This window comes from Methylophilus sp. DMC18 (assembly GCF_056314005.1).
In genome coordinates, this window is record NZ_JBQUZE010000006.1 from 94,509 (window position 1) to 117,029 (window position 22,521).

Consider the following 22,521-nt stretch of genomic DNA (forward strand, 5'->3'; position numbering starts at 1 on the left):
ATGCAGATATGTCGGGTTACAATCAGAGTTCAAGCATTAAAGAGTTAATTATTGCCATTCCAGGCGCCATTATTGCTTTCACATTGCTGGTTTCGCTGCTGGCATATCTTTTTGGCGTGTTTGGTGCCGAAAAAGCGGCCCCAAGCAAAGAAGCGGCTGAAGCAGCAGAGCAAAAAGTGCTCGCCAATATTGCCCCGGTTGCGACAGTGGCCGTGGCTGAAGCAGGTGGCGCGCACGTTGAAAAGAGTGGTGAAGAGATTGTTAAAGGCGTGTGTATCGCTTGCCACGGTGTGGGTGCCTTGGGTGCGCCAAAAATCGGTAATGCCGGTGACTGGGGTCCACGTATTGCACAAGGCTATGAAACCTTGGTAAAACATGCCATCGAAGGGATTCGTAGCATGCCAGCGCGCGGCGGTAACGCAGAGTTGACTGACCACGAAGTCGCGGATGCGGTGGCCTATATGGCGAATCAGGCAGGGGCCAAATTTGATCCTGCCAGCTTGAAAAAATAAACAGCAATATTGCGATAAGCCGCTTGAATCTCAAGCGGCTTTTTTATTGGTCAGGGCGCTTCTACACCTTCAAATCGCTAAGCCAGACAAGGCGCGCATGAAAAAATTTGATGCTGCATATAGTTGATATGGCAGGAGAAATTTCTTGATGAGCAACGCCGTATTGCGACGGAAGTTGTGTGTGTAGCAGTGCCCGTAAATCGATTTCAGATAGGTGCATAGCCATGGCGAGATACGCAATTGGCGACCTGCAAGGTTGCTATCATTCTTTTATGCAGTTGCTGGCAAAGCTAAACTTTGCGCCTGGGCGCGACCAGTTGTGGCTGGTTGGCGATTTGATCAACCGCGGCACGGGATCACTACCGGTATTGCGCTGGTTATATGCGCATCGCGAGCATATCAAGGTGGTGCTGGGTAACCATGATTTGCATGCCATTGCCGTCGCACACGCCGTGCGGCCACCGCATCGCTTTGACACTTTAGCGCCTTTATTGGCAGCCGAGGATGGCGAAGCGTTATTGCACTGGTTGCGGCATCAACCATTGATGGTGCTGGAAGATGACTATGCCATGATACATGCCGGCTTGTATCCGCAGTGGTCGTTGCTGCAAGCCAAGGCGCTGGCTGCCGAGGTTGAGGCGGTGTTGCAATCGCCCGACTATCTGGGCTTTTTGCAACAGATGTATGGTAATCAGCCTGCCGCCTGGCACGCGGACTTGACCGGCATGGACCGCTTGCGGGCGATTACCAATGCGCTCACCCGCATGCGTGTGGTGGATGCGGCCGGCGCGATGGAGTTTGCGTTTAAAGGCGAACTGTCTGAGCTACCGGCCGGGTATCTACCCTGGTTTCAGGCGGCCGGTCGCCAGTCCGCCCAGGCCAAGCAGCCCATCCTGTGTGGGCACTGGTCAGCGTTGGGCCTGTATCAAGCGCATGGCGTGATCGCGCTGGACACCGGTTGTTTATGGGGGCGAGAACTGACGGCATACGCCCTGGACACTGGCGAGGCGACGCAGGTGGCACTAGATCCGCGTGATCAGCCGCCCGGCCTGGGTGGCGATTAGTCCGGTGGTGGGGGTGGAACTCTGGTGGGTGATCCTGGCCGCGTTTGGGGCGGGCGTGGTGGATGCAATGGTGGGCGGCGGTGGGCTGGTGACCGTCCCCGCTTTGCTAACCAGCTTTCCGAATACCGCGCCCGTGCTGTTGCTTGGCACCAATAAATGTTCCAGTGTGTTTGGCACCAGTGTTGCCGCCTGGCGCTATAGTCGGCATGTGCGTCTGGATTGGGCCTGGTTAGTCCCTGCAATGCTGGCTGCATTTTTAGGCGCCTGCCTGGGGGCATGGACCTTGACCTGGGTCGCGCCAGATTTTTTGCGCAAGCTATTGCCAGCGGTGTTGTTGCTGGTGTTGGTGTATACGCTCAAGTCTCCGCAGTTTGGGGTCGAACAGGGTGCCCGGGGCCACAGTGTGCGGCAGCGATGGATGATTGCGTTGGCCATTGGGGTCAGCATCGGCTGGTATGACGGTTTCTTTGGACCAGGCACCGGCAGCTTTTTTATTTTTATGCTGGTGCGTTTTCTCGGCCAGGATTTTTTGCATGCTTCTGCCTCTGCCAAAGTGTTAAATGCCAGTACTAATCTGGCGACGTTAGCGGTGCTGGGCTGGAGCGGTGCAGTCTGGTGGCAACTGGGCTTGGCCATGGCGGCCGCCAATATCGCTGGCAGCCTGCTAGGCAGTGCACTGGCGCTAAAGCATGGAACCACGCTGGTGCGCCGGGTGTTTGTGGCAGTTGTGACGCTTTTGCTGCTTAAAACGGCCTGGCAGGCATATGTCTAACGATGGGCTGAGCCATCACAGTCAGGCTTGCTTTTGCACCGCTGGTTCGCTGACGGTTTCAGGCACGGTCGCCCAGGGTAAGCGCGCTATGATTTCATTTCTTGCCTGGCTGGCCAGCGTTTGCCGGTCCAGCAGGCGCGCCTCTATCGGCGCACAAAAATGCAAATGCACTTTGGGTGACTGCATGTTCAGAAAAGACAGCATGGATTCGATCATGCTGGTTTCACCGGCATACGCTGCCGCCAGGTTAGGGCCGCCGTCAGGCATGGGATAGTGGATCGCAATCGGGATCACCGTCGCCTCTGCATCAATCGCGGCCTGAATCAGGCTACTTTTAAACGGTAATACTTGCTGTCCATCGGTGGTGGTGCCTTCGGGAAACACGCACAGATTGTCCCCCAGTTTCATCGCCTGCGTGACTACTTTCAGCACGCGTGCCGCATCACGTTGGCGTGTCCGGTTAATAAAAATGGTGCCAGACTTTTTGACCAGATAGCCAAACACTGGCCAATCCTTGATTTCGACTTTTGCGACAAAACGCACTGGAATCAGGCTGTTCAAGGCATGGATATCTGACCAGGAAATATGGTTGGCAACAAACAGCACATGCTTGGACTGCGGCGCCGGGCGTACGCCGCTCACCGATAACTGCAGGTTAAAACAGCGCAATAGTTTGGCACACCACCAGCGAATCAACTGCTCGCGGCCACGACGGCCACACACAGGCAACACGAGTGTTGCCAATGTGAGTCCGGTGAGTGTGTGGAGAAAAATGCGGGCGGTGCGCCAGCAGAAGGTGAGAAAATTTGTTTTTGGCAAGTTATTTCAAGAAATGCGCAGCATATCTGGGATTGATTCTGGATAAAGGTAACAATACCAGCATATCGGCTGTATTAAAAGCCGGATCCCAGGCAGGTTCGCCACAAATATAAGCCCCCAGGCGCAAATAGCCTTTCACCAATGGTGGGCAGGTCACTTCGAGTGACTGATCCAGGGCCTCGATCGGCAATGGATGGTGCGGAAACACACGATATTCCGCGGGAGACAGATAGTCTTCTCGCAGACTGTTGAACAGCGAGGCAGCGGTGTGGCCGCCATCGTGCATGGAAATGCTGGCGCAACCAATCATGTATTCATACTGGCGGGCCATCATGTATTTGGCCAGGCCTGCCCACAACATGGTGATGGTGCCACCGGTGCGATAATCGGCATGCACACAGGCACGGCCCACTTCTACCATCCGGTCAGACAAGGGGGCCAGACGGCTCAAATCAAACTCTCCGGCAGAGTAGTAACCGCCTGCCAGCATGGCCTGCATCGGGTTCAGGATGCGGTAAGTGCCCACCACTTGCTGCGTGGTATCATCGCGGACCAGCAAGTGATCGCAAAAGGCATCGAAGCCGTCTACATCAAGACCATTCTGGCTCTTGATCTGCGCGCCCATTTCTTCAGCAAACACCTGATAGCGCAAGCGTTGCGCTTCCATGATTTCTTCTGCGGTTGTTGCCAGAGCAACACTCAGCGTTGAGTTGACTTTACGGTTGTTCTCGGTAGTTGGCTGAATTTCGGCTTGATATAGGCCATTTTCCTGCAAATTGCGTTCTAACATCACGCGACTCCTTGGTTGAGGTTTAGGGTGATATTAGAAGTGTCACATGAATGATTGGTGACGTTCACATGACAATTCTGTGACGTTGACTATGGTGGCGGACATGCCCCATGCACTAATAAAAAGAGCAGCCTAGGCTGCTCTTTTCAATGACCACACACCAGAAGGTGATGGTTGCCATGCGTCGTTTAACGCCAGCTTCTGTTAGTGGGAAACGCGTGAGGTGCCGCCGTTTTCAACGATGCGTACACGGTCGCCCGCATTAAACTGTTCGTCCGCTTCCTGCACGATGGCCACCAGGCCGCCGCCATCCAGTTTGACGGTGATTTCCAGTGCGTTTTTGCGGGTGACGGCTTCTTCTGCGGCTGAACCAGCCAGGCCACCGGCGACGGCACCAATGACAGCTGCAATCGCGCTGCCGCGACCACCGCCCACTGAGCTGCCAGCAATCCCACCAATTGCCCCCCCTGCAATCGTACCTACAGGGGACTTGGTGCCTTCAAGTTTGACGGCACGCACGCTTTCCACTACCCCGGTTTTCACCGTTTGTGCTCTGCGTGCTTCATCACGCGAATACACACTACCAGAGTTAGAGCTCGCGCACGCGGCCAGAATGCCGGTGACCAATACCACAGCAAGCCATTGCAATACACGTGTTTTCATTTTTTTCTCCAATATTGAACAAGCTTCTTTTAATGGGTAGCCTGGCCCAGACTAGGATCCTCTTTCAAGGCATCCTGTACCAGGGCGTGACTGTAAATGTTTTCAATCTCGGCCCGGCTCGGCTGATGATTCTGCCCGCCACGGCTCGCAATCTTGATCGCGCCCATGGTAGACGCCAGCCGGCCACAGGCTTTCCAGTCCCAGCCACGCACAATGCCATACAGCAGGCCAGCACGGTAAGCATCGCCACATCCTGTTGGGTCTACGACCTTATCTGCTCTAACGCACGGAATGTCATGGCGTTGACCGTCAGCATAAATATGCGAGCCCTCGCTACCCAAGGTCACAATCAAGGCTTTGACCTTGGCCGCCAGTTGTTCCAGACTGAGCCCTGTTTTGTCTTGGATGACTTGTGACTCGTAATCGTTCACTGCCAGATAGTCAGCCATTTCAATAAAGTGCATGAGCTCTTCGCCATTAAACATCGGCAAGCCCTGGCCCGGATCAAACATGAAGGGAATCCCGGCCTCATGGCACTCTTTTGCGTGCTGGAACATGGCATCGCGACCATCTGGGGCAATGATGGCCAAGGCAATATCTTTGGCGTCGTTCACGCTGTTGGTATGCGCATATTGCATGGCCCCGGGGTGAAACGCGGTAATCTGGTTATCATCCATGTCGGTGGTGATAAATGCTTGAGCAGTGTAGGTGCCGGCAATCGCCTTGATGTGCTGCGTATCAATATGATGCTGGTTCAGCCATGCCTCATAGGGGGCAAAGTCATCCCCGGTTGTCGCCATGATCTGCGGCTGGCCTTCGAGCAATTGCAGGTTGTAGGCAATATTGCCCGCGGTGCCGCCAAATTCGCGGCGCATTTCAGGGACCAGAAATGCCACGCTCAGTTTATGAATTTTGTCTGCCAGAATATGATTTTTAAACTGGTCAGGGAACACCATGATGGTGTCGTAGGCGAGTGAGCCGCAAATAAGAATTTTCATGAAGTGAATACGGGGTTGGATAAAAGTAGGGCTATTATTGCTGTGCGCCAGCAGTGTGGCAAGTGTTACGAGCGGCTAAGAGTGGTCACGACTGCTTGATGGCCAGATCAATCAGCGTTTTGGCGGCCTTTTTGGCAGACTTGATGGCGCCTGAGCCGCGTTTGATTTGCTCGGCCTGTACGGCACCTTCAAACAGAATGGAGAGTTGCAGCGCCAGTCCTTCGGCATCTTTGATATTGGCTTCTTGTGCCAGCTTGGTAATAAATTGCCTGAATTCACGGGACTGTTGCGAAGACAGCTGATGAATCCGGTTTTCTTCATTGGGGAACTCGGCGGAAGCCTTGATAAAAGCGATCCCGGTGAACGAGGGGGAAGTCACCCACTCTTCAATAAACTCAAACAGTTTTTGGATTTTTTCATTTGGGCTGCCACCAAGACCGCCCAGTTTTTCATTCATCCAGTCCTGAAAGTCCTGGTGGCTCTGTTGCAACACGGCCAGGATCAGTTCTTCCTTGTTTTCAAAATACTTGTAAAGCGTCATTTTGGTGGTGCCTGCGACAGCCACAATCGTGTCTACCCCCGTGGAATTAATGCCACGTGTCTGGAACAGATCCGTCGATACCTGCAAAATTTTTTGCTTAAGCGCATTCATGCCTAAAATTATAACACCCTATACAAGTTTGTATACCCCCAGAACTTTCAGCCAGGGAACAAATCCTATTGTTTGACTTTGCTTGCCGTGTTAAATATACTATACCGTATAGTATACATTTATGGTCAATTTATTTACAATGTACTTCATCTACAACAAGGAGAAAATCATGCGTCAATTATTATTAGCTAGCCTGTTCGCCCTCTCAAGCACGGCATTTGCGGCCGAGCCACTGTATGTCGTTAAATCTGTGGAGCTGAATCAGCCGGTAGACGTGGTCTGGAAAAAAGTCTCTGACTTTGGCGATTTGGGTGCCTGGCATCCAGCCGTTGCCAAAACCGAGATCGTTGCGGGTAAAAATAACAGCGTGGGCGCCAAACGCGTGCTGACGCTCAAGGATGGCGGCAAAGTGAATGAAACACTGACTGCTTACAATCCAAAACAGAAAAGCTATGGCTACAGGATCACTGATGGCGTGTTACCGGTGAATGACTACGCATCCACCGTGAGTGTGCATAGCAATGGGGATGGCAAGTCTGTGGTGGTGTGGGAAAGTCATTTCTTGCCAAAAGCGCCTGCAGATGAAAAAGCAGCCTCTGACGCGATTAAAGGCGTTTACGATGGTGGTTTGAATCAGCTTAAAACCCTGTTCCAATAAATCAGCGTTTGCTGTAAAAAAAGCCGTCACGAGCAGTGGCGGCTTTTTTGTTATGCAACGACGGCCTGTTTTATTGTCAGGCAGTCTACTGTCTCGAGTTGGCCATCAGTTTGGGCGTGTAATTGCATTGCACCTGATCAAGCAGTTGGTTGACCAGTACTTGCTCGTCACGGTTGGTTGTGACGTGACCATTGATGATGTTTTCGATGTAAACGCTTTTCAAACGTTCTGGCAGTTGAATCGCTTCGATCAGTCGGCAATCACCATGTTTCATGGTTTCGAGGCGGCTGTAAATGGCTGCGGTTTCGGTGGGACTGGCCTCGAATGATAACGGGCGGGGCGGAGGCTGATGCACCGCTGCGGTCTGGAGGCTGGGCGCGGATTCGAGCTGCATATGCCAGTAATAACCGCCCACGACGCCACAGACCAAGGTGACCGCCACCACGCCATAGTTGCGGATGGCCAGCCAGTCGATTTGCAGTTTGGTTTGCTCGTCGATAAGTGCTTTTGCTGCCTGTTTTGCATGTTGCAGGGCACTGGATTGTCTGTGTGCCAGCTTTTCCTGACAGGCGCTGAGTGCCATGAAATAGAGCTGGTTAGCGAGCATATCAGGCAGGCGCGCGCCTGCCAGTTGTGCCTGTGTGCTCAGGTATGCCTGCAGTCGCCCAGGCTGGGTCGATGTTGTCGCGGGCGTGGTTTGCGCCTCTGCGAGCGGGCTGGAGAGCAAGTCATCCAGAATGATGAACAAGCCTAGCAGCTTGTGCGCGGCCTGCTTGCCGGACTTGTCCAGCATGGTTATCAGCCAATCTGATTGTAATAATGCGTGCAACATACCGGCTTAAAATGGCTTGACGACCACCAGAATCACCACGGCGAACAGGATCAGCACCGGGACTTCATTAAACCAGCGAAACCAGACATGACTACGCTTGTTTTGCTGCGCAAGAAATTGTTTAAGGAGTTTGCCGCAATAGTGATGGTAGCCAATCAGCAGGATGACCAGGGTCAGTTTGGCATGCATCCAGCCGCCAGTGATGCCGTAACCCAGCCATAACCATAAGCCAAATGCGAGCGCCAGCAGCATGAGGGGCTGCATGAAGCGGTAGAGTTTTTGCGCCATGAGCAGCAAGCGCGCATAGGCGTGAGTTTCAGTTTCCATCGCCAGGTTGACGTAGATACGGGGCAGGTAAAACAGGCCGGCGAACCAACTGGTGACAAAAATAATATGTAGCGCTTTGACCCACAACATTTAGCTGGCTTTCTGATTCAGGAGTTTGCGTAATTCGGCAAAGTTGAGTTCGCCTATGGTTTTCTGGATGCGGTTGCCGTTGCCGTCAAAGATAAAGGTGGTCGGGGTCAGGTTGACATTACCAAACGCCTTGACCATTTCGCCGTAACCGTCATGCATGACGGCAAACGGCAGCGCTTTTTCCTGGGTGTAATTGAGCACTTGCGCAGGCGGGTCGTAGGGCATCGCCACGGCAATCACCACCAGGTTTTTGTCTTTGTATTGCTGGTAAGTGTGGATGAGGTCAGGCATCTCCTTGATGCAGCCCGAGCAGTCTGTTGCCCAGAAGTTGACCAGCACCGTTTTGCCGCGCAGGCTTTGCATGCTGATTTTCTGGCCATCCAGCGTGGTGAAGGTGACTTCTGGTGCCTGCGGTTTTTGCATGACGGCAAATACCAGGCCTGCGATGAGCGCCAATGCAACTATTGCTACGCCCCATGTTCTGAATATTGATTTCAACTTAGCCTCTTAAAAAACGGATGACTCAAAAATGCACGCTAAAAACCATAGGCCGTGTAACGTGTTTGTGCTGTATACGACATGGTATAATTGACTTTTGTTTTTGATAAATTATCAATGAACGCACCTGTCAACGCAGATTTGTTAAAGCGCAATTCTACCCCTCTCGCACGATTACGCGAAATTCCGTACAACTATACCTCTTTCTCTGACCGCGAAATCGTCATCCGGTTTCTCGGCGAAGAAATCTGGGAAATCCTCAATGTGCTGCGCGCCGAGCGTAAAACAGGCCGCAGTGCGCGCATGCTGTTTGAGGTGTTGGGCGATTTGTGGGTGGTGTCACGCAACCCTTATCTGCAAGATGACCTGCTGGAAAACCCCAAGCGTCGCAAGGCCTTGATCGAGGCGCTATATCATCGTATTTCTGCCATTCAAGAACGTAGCGGGGGCAATGAAAAAGTACAAAAACTGGTGTCTGCCGCGACCAAAGCGGTAGAGAAGTTTGCCGATGATTTCAAGCAAACGGCCGAGTTACGCAAAAAAGCCCTGGCCAAACTGACCAAGTACACTCGCAAAGACAATGTGCAGTTTGATGGCTTGGCGCGTGTCTCACATGTCACAGACGCGACCGACTGGCGCGTCGAATATCCATTTGTGGTGATCAACCCGGATACTGAAGCCGAGATCTCTTATCTGGTGCGCGCCTGTATCGAATTGGGTCTGACCATTATTCCACGTGGGGGCGGAACGGGTTACACGGGCGGCGCGGTACCGTTGACGCCATTGTCTGCAGTCATCAACACCGAAAAACTGGACCAACACACAGGTGTGCAAATGCGCACCTTGCCCGGCGTCTCCCGTCAGGTGGCTACGATTGAGTGCGGCGCGGGTGTAGTGACCCGTCGCGCCATGGATGCGGCTACCGCCGCCGGCCTGGAATTCGCCTGCGACCCGACCTCTGCCGATGCCTGTTGCATTGGCGGTAACGTCGCCATGAACGCTGGTGGTAAAAAAGCCGTGCTGTGGGGGACTGCGCTGGATAACCTCGCCTCATGGCGCATGGTGACGCCAGATGCGACCTGGCTGGAAGTGGAGCGTCTGGATCACAACCTGGGCAAAATTCACGATATTGACATGGCGCGCTTTAAAATCAGCCGCTACGACATCGACCATAAAAACTTGCTGTCCGAGCCTGAGATTCTTGAAATCCCGGGGCCGAGCTTCCGTAAGGTCGGCCTGGGTAAAGACGTGACCGACAAGTTCCTGTCCGGCTTGCCTGGTGTGCAAAAAGAGGGCTGTGACGGCCTGATTACCTCTGCGACCTTTATTTTGCACCGCATGCCCAAACATGTACGCACCATTGCGCTGGAGTTTTTTGGCAATGTGTCGCATGCCGTGCCCGCGATTGTCGAGATCAAGGATTATCTGGACGCTACTGCCAAGCAAGACCCGTCGGTGATCATGGCTGGTCTGGAGCACATGGATGAGCGCTATGTGAAAGCCGTCGGCTATGCGACCAAGGCCGCACGTCAGCAACGGCCAAAAATGGTGTTGTTGTGCGATATCGCGTCTGATGATGAAAACGCCGTCGGTGAAGTGGCTTCTGCCGTGGTGCGCATGTGTAACGCGCGTAACGGTGAAGGCTTTATTGCCGTCTCGGCCGAGGCCCGTAAAAAATTCTGGCTGGACCGTTCACGCACGGCGGCAATTGCCCGCCATACCAATGCCTTCAAGATTAACGAAGACGTGGTGATTCCATTGCCGCGCCTGGGCGAATACTCCGACGGCATTGAGCGCATCAATATCGAGCTGTCTATCAATAACAAGCTGCGTCTGGTGGATGCGCTGGAAGCCTTTGTCGCTGGCGACCTGCCTTTGCAGCCGGATGAAGACGGCAACTCCGACCCCGAAGGTGTCAAATCCAAACAAAACATTGCCCTGCAGTTGTTGCGTGATGTGCGTGCCAAATGGCGTCTGATTTTGAATACCCTGGACGAGCCTGTCACCGTGCTGGGCGAGATGGGCAAGGCCTATGCCCAATATGAAAATGTGTTCCGCGCCGTGCAGTCTTACGATTTGCGCGTTTCCTGGAAGCGCGAGCTCAAGCGGCCAATGGCGGATATTTTTGCTGGCCGTGAATACCAGAAGATTCTGGACAAGCTGGATGAGATTCAGAAAACCGTGTTGAAGAGCCGCGTGTTTATCGCGCTGCACATGCACGCCGGTGACGGTAACGTGCATACCAATATCCCGGTCAACTCTGACGACTACGGCATGATGCAAGACGCCCACGCCGCTGTTGCACGTGTGATGGCGTTGGCACGTAGCCTCAATGGCGTGATTTCTGGCGAGCATGGGATCGGTATCACCAAGATGGAGTTCCTGGATCAGGCCACCATTGATACCTTTGCTGCTTACAAAGCCAAGGTAGACCCAGAAGGCCGTTTCAACAAAGGCAAACTGATGATGGGTTCCGGGCTGGAAAACGCCTATACCCCCAGCTTTGGTTTGCTCGAGCAAGAGTCCATCATCATGGAGCAGTCTGCCATAGGCGAGATTGCCGATGATATTTCTGACTGCTTGCGTTGCGGCAAGTGTAAGCCGGTGTGTTCTACACACGTGCCACGCGCCAATTTGCTATATTCCCCACGTAACAAGATTCTTGGCACCTCCTTGCTGATCGAGGCCTTCTTGTACGAAGAGCAAACCCGTCGCGGCATTTCGCTCAAGCACTTTGACGAGTTCAACGATGTGGCTGACCATTGCACGGTCTGCCACCGTTGTGAAAAACCTTGCCCGGTCAATATTGACTTTGGTGATGTGTCCGTCAAGATGCGTAACTTCCTGCGCGAGCAAGGCAAGAAGAAATTCAACCCTGGCACGGCTGCCGGTATGCTGTATCTGAATGCCAAAGATCCGGCCACCATCAAGTTCTTGCGTGCAACCATGATAGGCATGGGCTACAAGGCGATTAATATTGCTAACAGCCTGGCCAAGAAGTTTGGCCTGCTCAAGGACAAAAAAGCACCACCGGCGACGGTGGGCAAGCCAGAGATCAAGGCGCAGGTGATTCACTTCATCAACCGGCCGATGCCGAAGAAAATGCAGTCCAAGACATCACGTGCCATGCTGGGCGTGGAAGATGACACCATGATTCCGGTCATCCGCAACCCGCAAAAGGTGAATGAGGATTCGGAAGCCGTGTTCTATTTCCCGGGCTGCGGCTCCGAGCGCCTGTTCTCTAACGTCGGCCTGGCGACTCAAGCCATGTTGTACGAGGTGGGCGCGATTACGGTCTTGCCGCCAGGCTACCTGTGCTGCGGTTATCCGCAAACGGCGTCAGGCAACCACGACAAGGGTCAGGAAATCACGGCGGACAACCGCGTGCTGTTCCACCGTGTCGCCAACACCCTGAACTACCTGGATATCAAGACCGTGATTGTGTCTTGCGGCACCTGTATGGATCAGTTGCAGAAATACGAGTTCGAGAAGATTTTCCCGGGCTGCCGTCTGCTCGACATCCACGAGTACCTGATGGAAAAAGACATGCGCCTGCAAAGCGTCACCGGTACGCGTTATATGTATCATGACCCATGCCACTCGCCGATGAAGACTTACAAGCCATTGGAAGTCACCAACAAGCTGATGGGCACTGACGTGACGTTGAATGACCGCTGCTGCGGTGAGTCCGGCACTTTTGCTGCGGCGCGTCCTGACATTGCTACCCAGGTCAAATTCCGCAAACAGGAAGAGCTGGAAAAAGGCATGGAGAAAATGGGCTTGACCGTGGGCGCCCCCGAGCAGCCAGTCAAAATCCTGACGTCTTGCCCAAGCTGCCTGCAAGGTCTGTCACGCTATGGTGATGACACTGGCATTGAAGCTGACTACATTGTGGTGGAAATGGCCAAGCACGTGCTGGGTGAAAACTGGATGGAAAATTACATCCAGAAGGCCAATAACGGTGGCATTGAGAAAGTATTGCTGTAAACCCACAAACCCCGCGTAAGCGGGGTTTGTTTAAGTGGCGGCGTATCGTGTCAGTGCAAAGGGTTTATGATTGTCGCGCTTTGACATAGACATAAATCCCTGCCCAAATCATGACCACTAAAATCACAGCAATCACGATAAAACTCATTAAACCGTAGTCAGTCGATAACAAATCAATCAAAATTTTCATGGGTTTCCTCCAGTAAGCGAATCATGTTGCAGGCAATGAATCTGTAGAGGATTTTGAACCCTTATGACATCATGGTTTTTGATGTAACGCAAAAGTCATGTCAGCGACACCTGGTGACTGTATTGTCTGGCAGTCACTGCTGGCAAAATGCAACGATAGAGTTGGAAAATTAAAAGTTCAGGAATCAAACGGATGAATGTTTACTCGCTGCTTAAACCTCTGCTGTTTCAACTGGATGCAGAGCAAGCACACGATATTACTTTGCAATCGCTCAAACGTGCAGAAAAGCTCGGCCTGCTCACACTCGCCGCCTGCCGTTTACCTGCACAACCGACGCAGGTCATGGGCCTCACGTTTCCCAACCCGGTCGGCCTGGCGGCCGGGCTGGATAAAAATGCCGCTGTGATTGACGGCATGGCCGCGCTAGGCTTTGGCTTTATTGAGGTGGGCACCGTCACGCCACGCCCGCAGCCTGGCAACCCCAAACCACGCTTGTTCCGTTTGCCACAAGCCGAGGCCATTATTAACCGCTTTGGCTTTAACAACCTCGGTGTCGATCAACTGATCCAGAATGTGAAGGCGTCCAAATTCAAAGGCATCCTGGGCATTAATATCGGCAAAAACTTTGATACGCCGAACGACCGTGCCGCTGAAGACTACCTGACCTGCATGCGCAAAGTGTATAACTATGCCAGCTATATCACGGTGAATATCTCTTCGCCCAACACCAAAAACCTGCGCGCCCTGCAAGAAAAAGAGGTGCTGGGCCAACTGCTCGCAACGCTCAAAGCCGAGCAAAAAATCCTCTCGCAACTGCATGGCAAATATGTGCCCGTTGTGCTCAAAATCGCCCCCGATTTAACCACCGAACAAGTACAAGAAATCGCTGAACTGCTCATGCAGCACCAAATGGACGGCGTGATTGCCACCAACACCACCTTGTCGCGCGATGCTGTGGCCGGCTTGCCAAACTCGGAAGAGGCAGGTGGGCTGTCAGGCGCACCGGTAAAAGCGGGTTCTACACGCGTGATTCAAACACTGGCGGCCAGCTTGCAAGGCAGCCTGCCGATTATCGGCGTCGGTGGTATTCTCAATGGCGACGATGCCAAAGAGAAAATGGCGGCCGGTGCCAGCCTGGTTCAACTCTACAGCGGACTCATCTATAAAGGCCCGCAGTTAATTAAAGATTGCCGCAAAGCCTTGCTCTAATGGCATTGCCCATCCTCTACTCCTACCGCCGCTGCCCCTACGCCATGCGCGCCCGTATGGCGATCTGGGCGGCGAATATTCAGGTAGAAGTGCGCGAGATTTCATTGCGTGAAAAACCTGCGCATTTGTTGCAGATTTCCCCCAAAGGCACCGTGCCCGTATTACAACTGCCAGACGGTACCGTGCTAGAGCAAAGCCTGGATATCATGCAGTGGGCACTTGCCCAGAGCGATCAGCAAGGCTGGCTGAATGCAGACCCTGAAGCAGTCAACGCGCTGATTACGATCAACGACGGTGACTTTAAAAAAGCGCTGGACCGCTATAAATACCCTGACCGTTACCCTGAACATACACAACAATTTTACCGTGCTCAAGGTGAGCAATTTTTGCAGCAACTTGAGCATGCTTTAACCCAGCACACCTTTTTGCTGGGCGCTTCGGCCAGTATGGCCGATATCGCGATCTTCCCGTTTATCCGTCAGTTTGCGGCAGTAGATGCGGAGTGGTTTGCGGGTAGTGATTATGCGAAACTGCGTGTCTGGTTAGAAGGGTGGTTGCAAAGCCCCTTATTTGAAAAAGTGATGCAGAAGTTTCCGACTTATACACAGTAAACATTCCTGTTGAAATAATATTGTGTTAGAGTTTCCATAGAAAGGAATTTTTATGGTCGCGACCACACAAAATACCGTCACCCAAGCCGATGCGCAATCCGTGTTAACCAAAGCGGTAAGTCGCGCGGCTGAGCGTTTGCAGATTTCCAAAGCCTTGTTGGCAAGCATTCTTGGCCTGAGTCCTGCCACCATCACCCGCCTGTATAGTGGTGAATATGTCCTCGACCAAAAACGCAAAGAGTGGGATTTTGCTTTGCTATTTGTCCGAGCGTTCCGCTCGTTGGATTCCATTGTCAACAATGATGAAACCGCCCGTGTCTGGTTAAACAATCAAAACCTGGCGCTCAATGCGCGCCCCATCGACCTGATTAAACAAACTGAAGGCCTGGTTCGTGTCGTCCAATATCTGGACACCTCACGCGGTATCGTCTGAGGCTTTTGCTTGGGCATCATTGGCTTGGCGCATGGTCGAGGCGCAACATGTCGCCTCAACCATGAAGCTGGTCGATACTGAAGCCGAACAAACCCTGCTTGAAGCCTTGCTCGATAGCAATAAGCCACCTTTCGCCGCGGATACCGAGCATCTTGATTACTTGCTCTCCACACCATTCCGTTACCCCAGCCGCGCTGGAGGTTCACGCTTTCGCGGTCCAAATGACCCCGGCGTGTTTTATGCCGCAGAAACAGTTCGTACCGCCGCAGCTGAACTCGGCTATTGGCGCTGGCGCTTTCTCATAGATGCGCCTGCACTCAGCCGCATAGAGCCCGTGCCACACACCGCTTTTCAAGTGTCACTAGCCACACAAGCGATTGATTTAAGAAATCCACCGTTTAATCAAGACCCAGCATGGCAACACAAAACTAACTACCAGCCTACCCAAGCATTAGCAGTCACAGCAAGGGAGGTGAAGTTAGGCGCGATTATTTACACCTCTGTGAGAGACCCGCAACCAGCGTGGTGTATTGCAGTATTAACTCCGCAAGCGTTTAAAGAGAATACGCCTAGATCAGAAAAGCAGACTTGGTGGCTGGTTGTGAATACTCAAGAAGTGATTTGGCGTAGGGACTATGAATCATTTGCTTTTGACTCAGTATATTGGGAATAACCTTTGGATATTACTTAATTGTTAAAATTGGCTCATAATCGGTAAGAGAGTTTTAATCTTCTGTTCTCTGGCAGAACCACTTGTAGTAAGTTGCAATTATCGGAATTGAGTAATTTTAATAATTATGTGAATTTAAAACGCTTAAGGATTTAGTTGTCTTGTCATTTAAAGCGCTAATTGAGGGAGCTCAAAGTGGGCACAACAAAAAAACAAATTTTAAGTGCTGATCAGGTTATTTGTGAAAACATAGCGCGCCTTGCTAACCAACGAGACTTATTATCACAAAACGTTTTATCCCAGCTTCGAAATCTAATCGAAGGGATCGTAGTATTTCTCCATGAAAATTCAATGGTTGTAGAGTTCCGATATGATAAGGTTGAACCTGCAATTGCCTTCGTTAAGAGCAGAGCAAAAGTCAACTTTCTAGCCAAATTTCATAAACTAATTCAAAAAAGTGCTTCGCACTTCACTCTTGATGGAGATGCGTCCGAGCGATTGATGCTCAAATACTATGAGTATCTTTTTAGAACACGTAGCTTATTAAAGCAAAATCATGGTGTTGAAATACTCACCAATCTTGAAGACTTTCCTCTTGATCTTGATCCATCCCTCAAAGAGTATCACGAAAAAATTGCTGCTCGCATTGAGGCGGTGCGTTTAAGAAAACCAGAGAAAAGTAACAGCTCTCGTTACTACATACACAAGGTGCGCCCATTTTTTGTTAAAGGCAGTATTTATTACGAAGTAACTTTTTATCGTGCTGCAAATAATGTGAGCAAATTTGACCGTATCATCGCTTTTACGGATATTGATCTTACAGATAAATATGCGGCAATGTTGACTCTAAATTCGGACTCTATTCAAGTGCTAGAGCAGGCGATGCCGATTACCATTATTCGAAAATGGGAAGTTTCAATCCGGCCATGTGAATTCAATAACTTTGCACGTCTTTTTGGCCTATTAACAAAGGTAGAAAGTTCTTCAAGAGAATATCGCGTCTTAATGGGATATTTGACAAATAACAATGAGAGTTTGCTGAGTCTTCTAGAGATGTCTGATAGTTTGTATCAGTCTATGAAAGACCAAGGTTTATATGGAATTAGTAAGCCTCAAATTTTTCCAGTTTTGGATAGGGCTCGCCAATTAATGCAGTCTAAATTACCTGGGCAAGATATTATTCGTTATTTGATGTTGAGAATGAATAACCAAGTTATTAAGTCGCAATATAACTCGGAGCCATGTAATCGACTTTCAAATTTAAAATTGCAATATGGCTGTATTCCCTTTGACTCAATGCCTTTTTGTAGTTCTCCTATTGGGCACAACCCAAGGTATTGGGATCTTATAGAAAGTCTTGATCACAGCACGCGCGAGCATGAGCTACTTGCAAGACGCGTAAGAAATAATATCGAATCAAAAGGAATGCTTTATACGCCAATTGATGACCTTAAATCATTTCAGAGTATTGATGATTTAATAGCGACATATAACCGCAATCTATACTACAAGCATGCTGATAGGCAGCTTTTACAGGATAAAGGGCATGTATTTATTCGTGGCTACGAGGATGGTACTGTTGCAATTATTGAAAAGTTACAGCAGTTTGCGAAAGATGGAATTGATGGATACTCGCAGGCGGTAGACTATTGGCTTAATGAATCAAACAGAGGTATTGACGACCCAGTGAAGAGTGAGGCACTTAGGAAGCTTTTCAGTCAATCAAAGGTTGCTTTAATTTATGGTGCCGCTGGGACTGGGAAGTCCACCATGGTTAATTACATTGCAAATTACTTTAACGATAAATCCAAATTATTTTTAGCCCATACAAACCCTGCGAAGGATAACTTACAAAGGAAAGTAGTTGCTCAGAATTCAACATTCAGAACAATAAATAGTCAGATATATAGAAGAAGGGATTTGAATTTTGACATAGTAGTGATTGATGAGTGTAGCACCGTTAGCAATGCAGATTTGCTTGCAGTGCTAGAAAAAACCACTTTCAAATTGCTTGTACTTGTCGGAGATATTTATCAAATTGAGTCTATTCAGTTTGGTAACTGGTTTAGTCTTGTACGCTCATTTATTCCTTCCACGGCAACTTTCGAGCTGAAGACACCATATAGAGCAAAAGACGAAAAGCTACTTACTTTTTGGAATAAAGTGAGAAGTATTGAGGATGATATTGCTGAATTTATCGCCCAAAACGAATATTCGACTGTGCTTGATAAGTCATTATTTGAATCTCAAGGTAAGGATGAGATTATTCTTTGTCTGAATTATGATGGTTTGTATGGAATCAACAATATAAATAGATTTCTTCAGGGAAGTAATCCACGTCCTGAAGTAATATGGAGGGATACTGTTTATAAGATAGATGACCCCGTTCTTTTTAATGAAACAGGGCGTTTTGGTGATGTCATTTATAACAATTTAAAAGGTTGGATTGAAAATATAAAAACATTCGATAATAAGATTCAGTTCGACATAAAATTAGATAGACCAGTCAGTGAGTTTGATGTTGATGGTACAGAACTGGAATGGATGGGCGAGTCTACCGTTCGATTCTCAGTGTTTGAATTGGAAAGTAGCGATGATGATGACGATGAGCTAAATTCAACTGTGCCTTTTCAAGTCGCTTATGCGGTTTCAATTCATAAGGCACAGGGCCTTGAATATGATTCAGTAAAAATTGTGATTACTGATTCAAACGAAGACCAAATCACGCACAACATTTTTTACACGGCTGTCACGCGAGCACGCAAGACACTAAAATTATTTTGGACGCCTGAAACGCAGCAAAAAGTAATTCGTGAATTAAGTAGGGATAGTAATTCCAAAGATGTTCATATAATTTCAATGAGAAGAAACTTAAAACTTCCAGTTTGATATGAAACGGTTGGATCAGCCAAGCCAAGCCAAGCCAAGCATTGTTCGAGTATCTTATTCTTTCTGAATACTCTGCTCAAACTTCTCATACGCATTAATAATCTTCTGCACCAGTGGATGCCGCACCACATCTTGCGACATAAAATGTGTAAAGGCGATGCCTTTGACTTCCTTGAGGATTTTTTGCGCTTCTACCAAACCACTTTTCTGATGACGTTGCAAGTCAATCTGCGTGACGTCGCCGGTAATCACGGCTTTGGTGCCAAAGCCGATGCGGGTTAAGAACATTTTCATTTGCTCGGGCGTGGTGTTTTGCGCTTCATCCAGAATAATAAAACTTTGGTTGAGCGTGCGGCCACGCATATAGGCGAGCGGAGCAACTTCAATTGCGCCGCGCTCGAACATTTTATTCACGGTGTCGTAACCGGCCAAGTCATACAGTGCGTCATACAGCGGGCGCAGGTAGGGGTCGACTTTCTGGTTGAGGTCGCCGGGCAAAAAGCCCAGGCGTTCGCCTGCTTCTACAGCCGGGCGCACTAATACGATTCTTTTCACGCGGTCACGCGTCATGGCATCCACCGCGCTGGCAACAGCCAGATAGGTTTTACCTGTACCCGCTGGGCCGATGCCAAAGGTGATGTCATGGTCTTGTATCTGTTGCAAGTAGCTGACCTGACGCGGGGTGCGACCATGCAGGTCGCCGCGTCGCGTCATCAGTACAGGCATGGCACTGCTGGCGACTTCTTCGGGTTTGAGTTTGTCGATTTCTACCAGGCCGAGTTGAATATCTTCGAGCTCAATTGGCTTTTTTGAGCGGGCATAGAAGTTTTCCAGCATTTGCGCGCCCAGTCGCATATTGGTTTGGTTGCCGCTCAAGTAAAACGTGCTGCCGCGGCGGTTGATGTCGATATCGAGGCCATTGGCCAGTTGGCGGATGTTTTCATCGAGCGGGCCGCACAGGTTGGCCAGCATCAGGTTGTCTTCGGGGCTGAGGGTAATTTCCATGCTTAATTCACAATTTCGCCAACCAGGCGTTTTGGGTTGTAGACGTCGGTGATTTTGACTTGCACCATCTGGTGGATATAGCGGGCATCGGCAGCGATATCCACCACGCGGCCGTTATCGGTTTTGCCTGCCAACAAATTGGGGTCTTTCCACGATGGGCCGTCAATGAGCACGCGTTGCACGGTGCCCAGCATGGCGCGGCTGATGGCGTCGCCATTGGTTTCGTTCTCGGTTTGCAGTTGCTTGAGCCAGGCCGCTTTGTCGGCTTGTGGGGTTTCGTCGGGCAGGTAGCTGGCCGGTGTGCCGGGGCGGGGACTGTATAAAAAGCTGAAACTGTAATCAAACCCCACATCACGCATGAGTTTGAGCGTGGCCTGAAAATCTTTTTCGGTTTCACCGGGGAAGCCGACGATGATGTCGCTGGTGATGGTCAGCGCCGGATTGGCAGCTTTCAGTTTGCGGATCAGGCCTTTGTATTGCAGCGCGGTGTAGTTGCGCTTCATCGCCATCAAAATGCGGTCACTGCCTGCCTGCACTGGCAGGTGCAATTGGTTGGCCAGCTTGGGCACCGTCGCATGGCACGCAATCAGGCGCTCGCTCATTTCGTTGGGGTGGCTGGTGGTGTAACGGATACGCTCGATTTGCGGGATTTCTGCGATGGTTTCAATCAACAGTGGCAAATCGGCCTCGATGCCTTGATAAGGCACGCGGTAGGCGTTCACGTTCTGGCCGAGCAGCGTGATCTCTTTGACGCCTTGCTCAGCCAACTGGATCGCCTCGGTGATGATATCTTCAAACGGACGAGAAAACTCTTCGCCGCGGGTGTAGGGAACCACGCAAAAGCTGCAATATTTGCTGCAGCCTTCCATAATACTCAAGAAGGCAGTGGCCCCTTCGACGCGGGGCGGCGGCAAATGGTCAAACTTTTCAATCTCGGGGAAGGCAATGTCTACCTGTGGCTTGTCTGCCGCTTGTTTGGCTTTGATCAGCTCGGGCAGACGGTGCAGGGTTTGCGGACCAAAGACGACATCGACATAGGGCGCGCGCTGAATGATGGCCTCGCCTTCCTGGCTGGCCACGCAACCGCCGACACCAATCACCAGGTTGGGATTTTTTTCTTTGAGCGGAATCATGCGGCCTAGGTGGCTGAATACTTTTTCTTCGGCTTTTTCACGCACCGAACAGGTGTTGAGCAAGATCACATCTGCTTCTTCCATGTTCTCGGTTTGCGTCATGCCTTCATGCTCGCGCATGAGGTCTATCATGCGTGATGCATCGTATTCGTTCATTTGGCAACCAAACGATTTAATGAATATCTTTTTTCCGCTTTCGTGCTTCATCGAACGCTAAATTTCTCACAAAAACAGTATTTTAGCGTATTTGCAGGGGAAACCCCAGCTAACACTGGGGACTGCGGTAAAATACGCTTTTCTTGTTGAAGTCCCCTCTGCATGCAAGCTTTACCGATTTTTTTCAATATTGCACAACGCCCTTGTATCGTCATCGGCGGTGGCGATGTCGCGACGCGCAAGGTGATCATGCTACGCAAGGCGCAAGGGCAGGTCACCGTGATCTCGCCCGGGTTGTGCGACGAGTTGCGCGAGATGCATGCGCAGGGCGAGATTGACTATGTGGCTGCCGAGTTTCAGGCCGAACAATTGACCAGTGCTTGCCTGGTGATTGCAGCCACCGATGATGAAGCGGTGAATGAAGCGGTGTCGGTGGCGGCAAAGCGGCTGAATATTCCGGTGAACGTCGTCGATGCACCTGCGCTTTGCACGTTTACCATGGGCTCGGTGATTGATCGCAGCCCTGTGGTGATTGCGATTTCTAGTGAAGGCAATGCGCCGGTGTTGGCAAGGCATATCCGCAGCAAAATCGAAACCATGTTGCCTGCGGCTTATGGCCGGATTGCGACCATCGCAGGTGAATTCCGCGACCAGGTGAAAGCCAAGTTCTCTAATCTGCCTGCACGTCGTCGCTTTTGGGAGGATGTGTTGAACGGGCCGCTGGTGGAGCGCGTGTTGTCGGGGCAGGAGCAGGCAGCGCGGACTTTGCTGGCCGAGTTGCTCAATCAGCGTGAAGATGCGCCTACGCGTGGCGAGGTTTATCTGGTGGGCGGTGGGCCGGGTGACCCGGATCTACTGACATTCAGGGCATTGCGACTGATGCAGCAATGCGATGTCTGTGTCTATGACAAGCTGGTGAGCAAAGAGGTGATGGAGTTGGTGCGTCGCGATGCCGAGCTGATTTACGTGGGTAAATCACGTGACCAGCACACCTTGCCGCAAGAAGAAATCAATGCCTTGCTGGCCAGGCTGGCGCTGGAAGGCAAGCGCGTATTGCGGCTTAAAGGCGGCGACCCGTTTATCTTTGGACGTGGCGGCGAAGAGATCGAAACCCTGATGCAGCATGGGGTGCCATTTCAAGTGGTGCCCGGCATTACCGCGGCCAACGGTGTCTCTAGCTATGCCGGGATTCCGCTCACGCACAGGGATTACGCCCAGGCCTGTTTATTTATTACCGGCCACCTCAAAGATGGCACCATTGATCTGGACTGGCAGGCCATGGCCAGACCCAAGCAGACGGTGGTGATTTATATGGGCCTGGTAGGGCTGGAGCAGATTTGCAGCAAGCTGATGGCACAAGGCGTGTCGCCGGACATGCCGGCGGCAGTGATCCAGCAGGGCACGACGCAGAAGCAACGCGTGGTGGAATCCACCTTGCAGCATCTGGCAGCAGAGGTGGCGGCCGCGGGCTTGAAGCCGCCCAGTTTGACGATTATTGGCGAAGTGGTGAAATTGCGCGAGCGACTGAACTGGTTTACGCCGTCGGCGGATTAATCGCTGCGC

General features: G+C 51.1%; 22 protein-coding genes. 11 read left to right on the forward strand and 11 right to left on the reverse strand.

The window, feature by feature from the left end; genetic code table 11:
* The first annotated feature begins 8 nt into the window (after positions 1-8).
* The 3 genes from ACT53G_RS13635 to ACT53G_RS13645 all read left to right on the forward strand — a co-directional run bounded on the left by ACT53G_RS13635 (position 9) and on the right by ACT53G_RS13645 (position 2,348).
* Positions 9-512: a c-type cytochrome gene (locus ACT53G_RS13635; protein WP_194749441.1), complete on the forward strand. Its 504-nt coding sequence runs from the start codon at positions 9-11 to the stop codon at positions 510-512.
* Between the two features lie 224 nt (positions 513-736).
* The gene (locus ACT53G_RS13640; RefSeq protein WP_194749442.1) at positions 737-1,576 is read left to right on the forward strand and encodes a symmetrical bis(5'-nucleosyl)-tetraphosphatase; all 840 of its coding nucleotides are present in this window, start codon (positions 737-739) and stop codon (positions 1,574-1,576) included.
* Positions 1,545-2,348 (forward strand): sulfite exporter TauE/SafE family protein, encoded by an 804-nt coding sequence (locus ACT53G_RS13645; RefSeq protein WP_476169670.1) that lies wholly within the window; start codon positions 1,545-1,547, stop codon positions 2,346-2,348. The genes ACT53G_RS13640 and ACT53G_RS13645 overlap by 32 nt, the downstream gene beginning before the upstream one ends.
* A gap of 21 nt (positions 2,349-2,369) precedes the next feature.
* Here ACT53G_RS13645 and ACT53G_RS13650 read toward each other — a convergent pair whose 3' ends face one another.
* From ACT53G_RS13650 to ACT53G_RS13670, 5 genes are all read right to left on the reverse strand, one after another.
* Positions 2,370-3,167: a lysophospholipid acyltransferase family protein gene (locus ACT53G_RS13650; protein ID WP_476169671.1), complete on the reverse strand. Its 798-nt coding sequence runs from the start codon at positions 3,165-3,167 to the stop codon at positions 2,370-2,372.
* A 1-nt stretch (position 3,168) separates the two neighbouring features.
* Complete coding sequence (locus ACT53G_RS13655; RefSeq protein ID WP_476169672.1) at positions 3,169-3,957, reverse strand: GNAT family N-acetyltransferase; 789 nt, start codon at positions 3,955-3,957, stop codon at positions 3,169-3,171.
* Between the two features lie 204 nt (positions 3,958-4,161).
* Complete coding sequence (locus ACT53G_RS13660; protein WP_194749444.1) at positions 4,162-4,620, reverse strand: outer membrane lipoprotein; 459 nt, start codon at positions 4,618-4,620, stop codon at positions 4,162-4,164.
* Between the two features lie 29 nt (positions 4,621-4,649).
* Positions 4,650-5,618: a carbohydrate kinase family protein gene (locus ACT53G_RS13665; protein WP_194749445.1), complete on the reverse strand. Its 969-nt coding sequence runs from the start codon at positions 5,616-5,618 to the stop codon at positions 4,650-4,652.
* Between the two features lie 85 nt (positions 5,619-5,703).
* Positions 5,704-6,270, reverse strand: coding sequence for a TetR/AcrR family transcriptional regulator (locus ACT53G_RS13670; RefSeq protein WP_194749446.1), 567 nt, complete (start codon positions 6,268-6,270; stop codon positions 5,704-5,706).
* A 169-nt stretch (positions 6,271-6,439) separates the two neighbouring features.
* On the opposite strand from ACT53G_RS13670, the gene ACT53G_RS13675 reads away from it, so the two are divergent.
* Positions 6,440-6,928, forward strand: coding sequence for an SRPBCC family protein (locus ACT53G_RS13675; RefSeq protein ID WP_379073671.1), 489 nt, complete (start codon positions 6,440-6,442; stop codon positions 6,926-6,928).
* A gap of 85 nt (positions 6,929-7,013) precedes the next feature.
* Here ACT53G_RS13675 and ACT53G_RS13680 read toward each other — a convergent pair whose 3' ends face one another.
* The 3 genes from ACT53G_RS13680 to ACT53G_RS13690 are packed head-to-tail and all read right to left on the reverse strand — an operon-like array spanning position 7,014 to position 8,600.
* The gene (locus ACT53G_RS13680; RefSeq protein ID WP_338656692.1) at positions 7,014-7,721 is read right to left on the reverse strand and encodes a hypothetical protein; all 708 of its coding nucleotides are present in this window, start codon (positions 7,719-7,721) and stop codon (positions 7,014-7,016) included.
* A 45-nt stretch (positions 7,722-7,766) separates the two neighbouring features.
* Complete coding sequence (locus ACT53G_RS13685; RefSeq protein WP_194749449.1) at positions 7,767-8,177, reverse strand: CopD family protein; 411 nt, start codon at positions 8,175-8,177, stop codon at positions 7,767-7,769.
* Entirely contained in the window at positions 8,178-8,600 is a 423-nt protein-coding gene (locus ACT53G_RS13690; RefSeq protein WP_313987144.1) for a TlpA disulfide reductase family protein, read from the reverse strand.
* Positions 8,601-8,792: 192 nt separating this feature from the next.
* Here ACT53G_RS13690 and ACT53G_RS13695 point away from each other — a divergent pair, with 192 nt between their 5' ends.
* Positions 8,793-12,662: a DUF3683 domain-containing protein gene (locus ACT53G_RS13695; RefSeq protein WP_476169673.1), complete on the forward strand. Its 3,870-nt coding sequence runs from the start codon at positions 8,793-8,795 to the stop codon at positions 12,660-12,662.
* Between the two features lie 64 nt (positions 12,663-12,726).
* On the opposite strand, the gene ACT53G_RS13700 is transcribed toward ACT53G_RS13695, so the two are convergent.
* Positions 12,727-12,852 carry a DUF3149 domain-containing protein gene (locus tag ACT53G_RS13700; protein WP_194749452.1) on the reverse strand — a complete coding sequence of 42 codons (126 nt, stop codon included), beginning with the start codon at positions 12,850-12,852 and terminating at the stop codon, positions 12,727-12,729.
* 192 nt (positions 12,853-13,044) lie between these two features.
* On the opposite strand from ACT53G_RS13700, the gene ACT53G_RS13705 reads away from it, so the two are divergent.
* The 5 genes from ACT53G_RS13705 (at position 13,045) to ACT53G_RS13725 (ending at position 18,664) form a co-directional block, all read left to right on the forward strand.
* On the forward strand, positions 13,045-14,061 hold the full coding sequence (locus tag ACT53G_RS13705) for a quinone-dependent dihydroorotate dehydrogenase (RefSeq protein WP_476169674.1): 1,017 nt from the start codon (positions 13,045-13,047) through the stop codon (positions 14,059-14,061).
* On the forward strand, positions 14,061-14,672 hold the full coding sequence (locus ACT53G_RS13710) for a glutathione S-transferase (RefSeq protein ID WP_476169675.1): 612 nt from the start codon (positions 14,061-14,063) through the stop codon (positions 14,670-14,672). The genes ACT53G_RS13705 and ACT53G_RS13710 overlap by 1 nt, the downstream gene beginning before the upstream one ends.
* A gap of 52 nt (positions 14,673-14,724) precedes the next feature.
* The gene (locus ACT53G_RS13715) at positions 14,725-15,105 is read left to right on the forward strand and encodes an antitoxin Xre-like helix-turn-helix domain-containing protein (RefSeq protein ID WP_476169676.1); all 381 of its coding nucleotides are present in this window, start codon (positions 14,725-14,727) and stop codon (positions 15,103-15,105) included.
* 31 nt (positions 15,106-15,136) lie between these two features.
* Positions 15,137-15,778, forward strand: a complete 642-nt coding sequence (locus ACT53G_RS13720; protein WP_476169677.1) for an RES family NAD+ phosphorylase — start codon at positions 15,137-15,139, stop codon at positions 15,776-15,778.
* A 192-nt stretch (positions 15,779-15,970) separates the two neighbouring features.
* Entirely contained in the window at positions 15,971-18,664 is a 2,694-nt protein-coding gene (locus tag ACT53G_RS13725) for an ATP-dependent DNA helicase (protein ID WP_338656701.1), read from the forward strand.
* A 54-nt stretch (positions 18,665-18,718) separates the two neighbouring features.
* Here the strand turns inward: ACT53G_RS13725 and ACT53G_RS13730 are convergent, their stop codons facing one another.
* Both ACT53G_RS13730 and miaB read right to left on the reverse strand, forming a co-directional pair.
* On the reverse strand, positions 18,719-19,669 hold the full coding sequence (locus ACT53G_RS13730) for a PhoH family protein (protein ID WP_476169678.1): 951 nt from the start codon (positions 19,667-19,669) through the stop codon (positions 18,719-18,721).
* Positions 19,670-19,671: 2 nt separating this feature from the next.
* A complete protein-coding gene (gene miaB, locus ACT53G_RS13735; protein ID WP_275356745.1) occupies positions 19,672-21,009 on the reverse strand; it encodes a tRNA (N6-isopentenyl adenosine(37)-C2)-methylthiotransferase MiaB in 1,338 nt (445 codons plus the stop codon).
* A gap of 111 nt (positions 21,010-21,120) precedes the next feature.
* On the opposite strand from miaB, the gene cysG reads away from it, so the two are divergent.
* Positions 21,121-22,512 (forward strand): siroheme synthase CysG, encoded by a 1,392-nt coding sequence (gene cysG / locus ACT53G_RS13740; protein WP_476169679.1) that lies wholly within the window; start codon positions 21,121-21,123, stop codon positions 22,510-22,512.
* The last annotated feature ends 9 nt before the right edge of the window (positions 22,513-22,521 follow it).

What these genes read in the sequence shown, in the direction of transcription:
- ACT53G_RS13680 (WP_338656692.1), bottom strand. Translation starts at nt 7,721, where the DNA reads ATGCTGGACAAGTCCGGCAAGCAGGCCGCGCACAAGCTGCTAGGCTTG.
- ACT53G_RS13690 (WP_313987144.1), bottom strand. Translation starts at nt 8,600, where the DNA reads ATGCAAAAACCGCAGGCACCAGAAGTCACCTTCACCACGCTGGATGGC.
- ACT53G_RS13730 (WP_476169678.1), bottom strand. Translation starts at nt 19,669, where the DNA reads ATGGAAATTACCCTCAGCCCCGAAGACAACCTGATGCTGGCCAACCTG.
- ACT53G_RS13670 (WP_194749446.1), bottom strand. Translation starts at nt 6,270, where the DNA reads ATGAATGCGCTTAAGCAAAAAATTTTGCAGGTATCGACGGATCTGTTC.
- ACT53G_RS13695 (WP_476169673.1), top strand. Translation starts at nt 8,793, where the DNA reads ATGAACGCACCTGTCAACGCAGATTTGTTAAAGCGCAATTCTACCCCT.
- ACT53G_RS13655 (WP_476169672.1), bottom strand. Translation starts at nt 3,957, where the DNA reads ATGTTAGAACGCAATTTGCAGGAAAATGGCCTATATCAAGCCGAAATT.
- ACT53G_RS13715 (WP_476169676.1), top strand. Translation starts at nt 14,725, where the DNA reads ATGGTCGCGACCACACAAAATACCGTCACCCAAGCCGATGCGCAATCC.
- ACT53G_RS13660 (WP_194749444.1), bottom strand. Translation starts at nt 4,620, where the DNA reads ATGAAAACACGTGTATTGCAATGGCTTGCTGTGGTATTGGTCACCGGC.
- ACT53G_RS13685 (WP_194749449.1), bottom strand. Translation starts at nt 8,177, where the DNA reads ATGTTGTGGGTCAAAGCGCTACATATTATTTTTGTCACCAGTTGGTTC.
- ACT53G_RS13640 (WP_194749442.1), top strand. Translation starts at nt 737, where the DNA reads ATGGCGAGATACGCAATTGGCGACCTGCAAGGTTGCTATCATTCTTTT.
- ACT53G_RS13710 (WP_476169675.1), top strand. Translation starts at nt 14,061, where the DNA reads ATGGCATTGCCCATCCTCTACTCCTACCGCCGCTGCCCCTACGCCATG.
- ACT53G_RS13665 (WP_194749445.1), bottom strand. Translation starts at nt 5,618, where the DNA reads ATGAAAATTCTTATTTGCGGCTCACTCGCCTACGACACCATCATGGTG.
- miaB (WP_275356745.1), bottom strand. Translation starts at nt 21,009, where the DNA reads ATGAAGCACGAAAGCGGAAAAAAGATATTCATTAAATCGTTTGGTTGC.
- ACT53G_RS13700 (WP_194749452.1), bottom strand. Translation starts at nt 12,852, where the DNA reads ATGAAAATTTTGATTGATTTGTTATCGACTGACTACGGTTTAATGAGT.
- ACT53G_RS13705 (WP_476169674.1), top strand. Translation starts at nt 13,045, where the DNA reads ATGAATGTTTACTCGCTGCTTAAACCTCTGCTGTTTCAACTGGATGCA.
- ACT53G_RS13720 (WP_476169677.1), top strand. Translation starts at nt 15,137, where the DNA reads ATGGTCGAGGCGCAACATGTCGCCTCAACCATGAAGCTGGTCGATACT.
- cysG (WP_476169679.1), top strand. Translation starts at nt 21,121, where the DNA reads ATGCAAGCTTTACCGATTTTTTTCAATATTGCACAACGCCCTTGTATC.
- ACT53G_RS13635 (WP_194749441.1), top strand. Translation starts at nt 9, where the DNA reads ATGTCGGGTTACAATCAGAGTTCAAGCATTAAAGAGTTAATTATTGCC.
- ACT53G_RS13675 (WP_379073671.1), top strand. Translation starts at nt 6,440, where the DNA reads ATGCGTCAATTATTATTAGCTAGCCTGTTCGCCCTCTCAAGCACGGCA.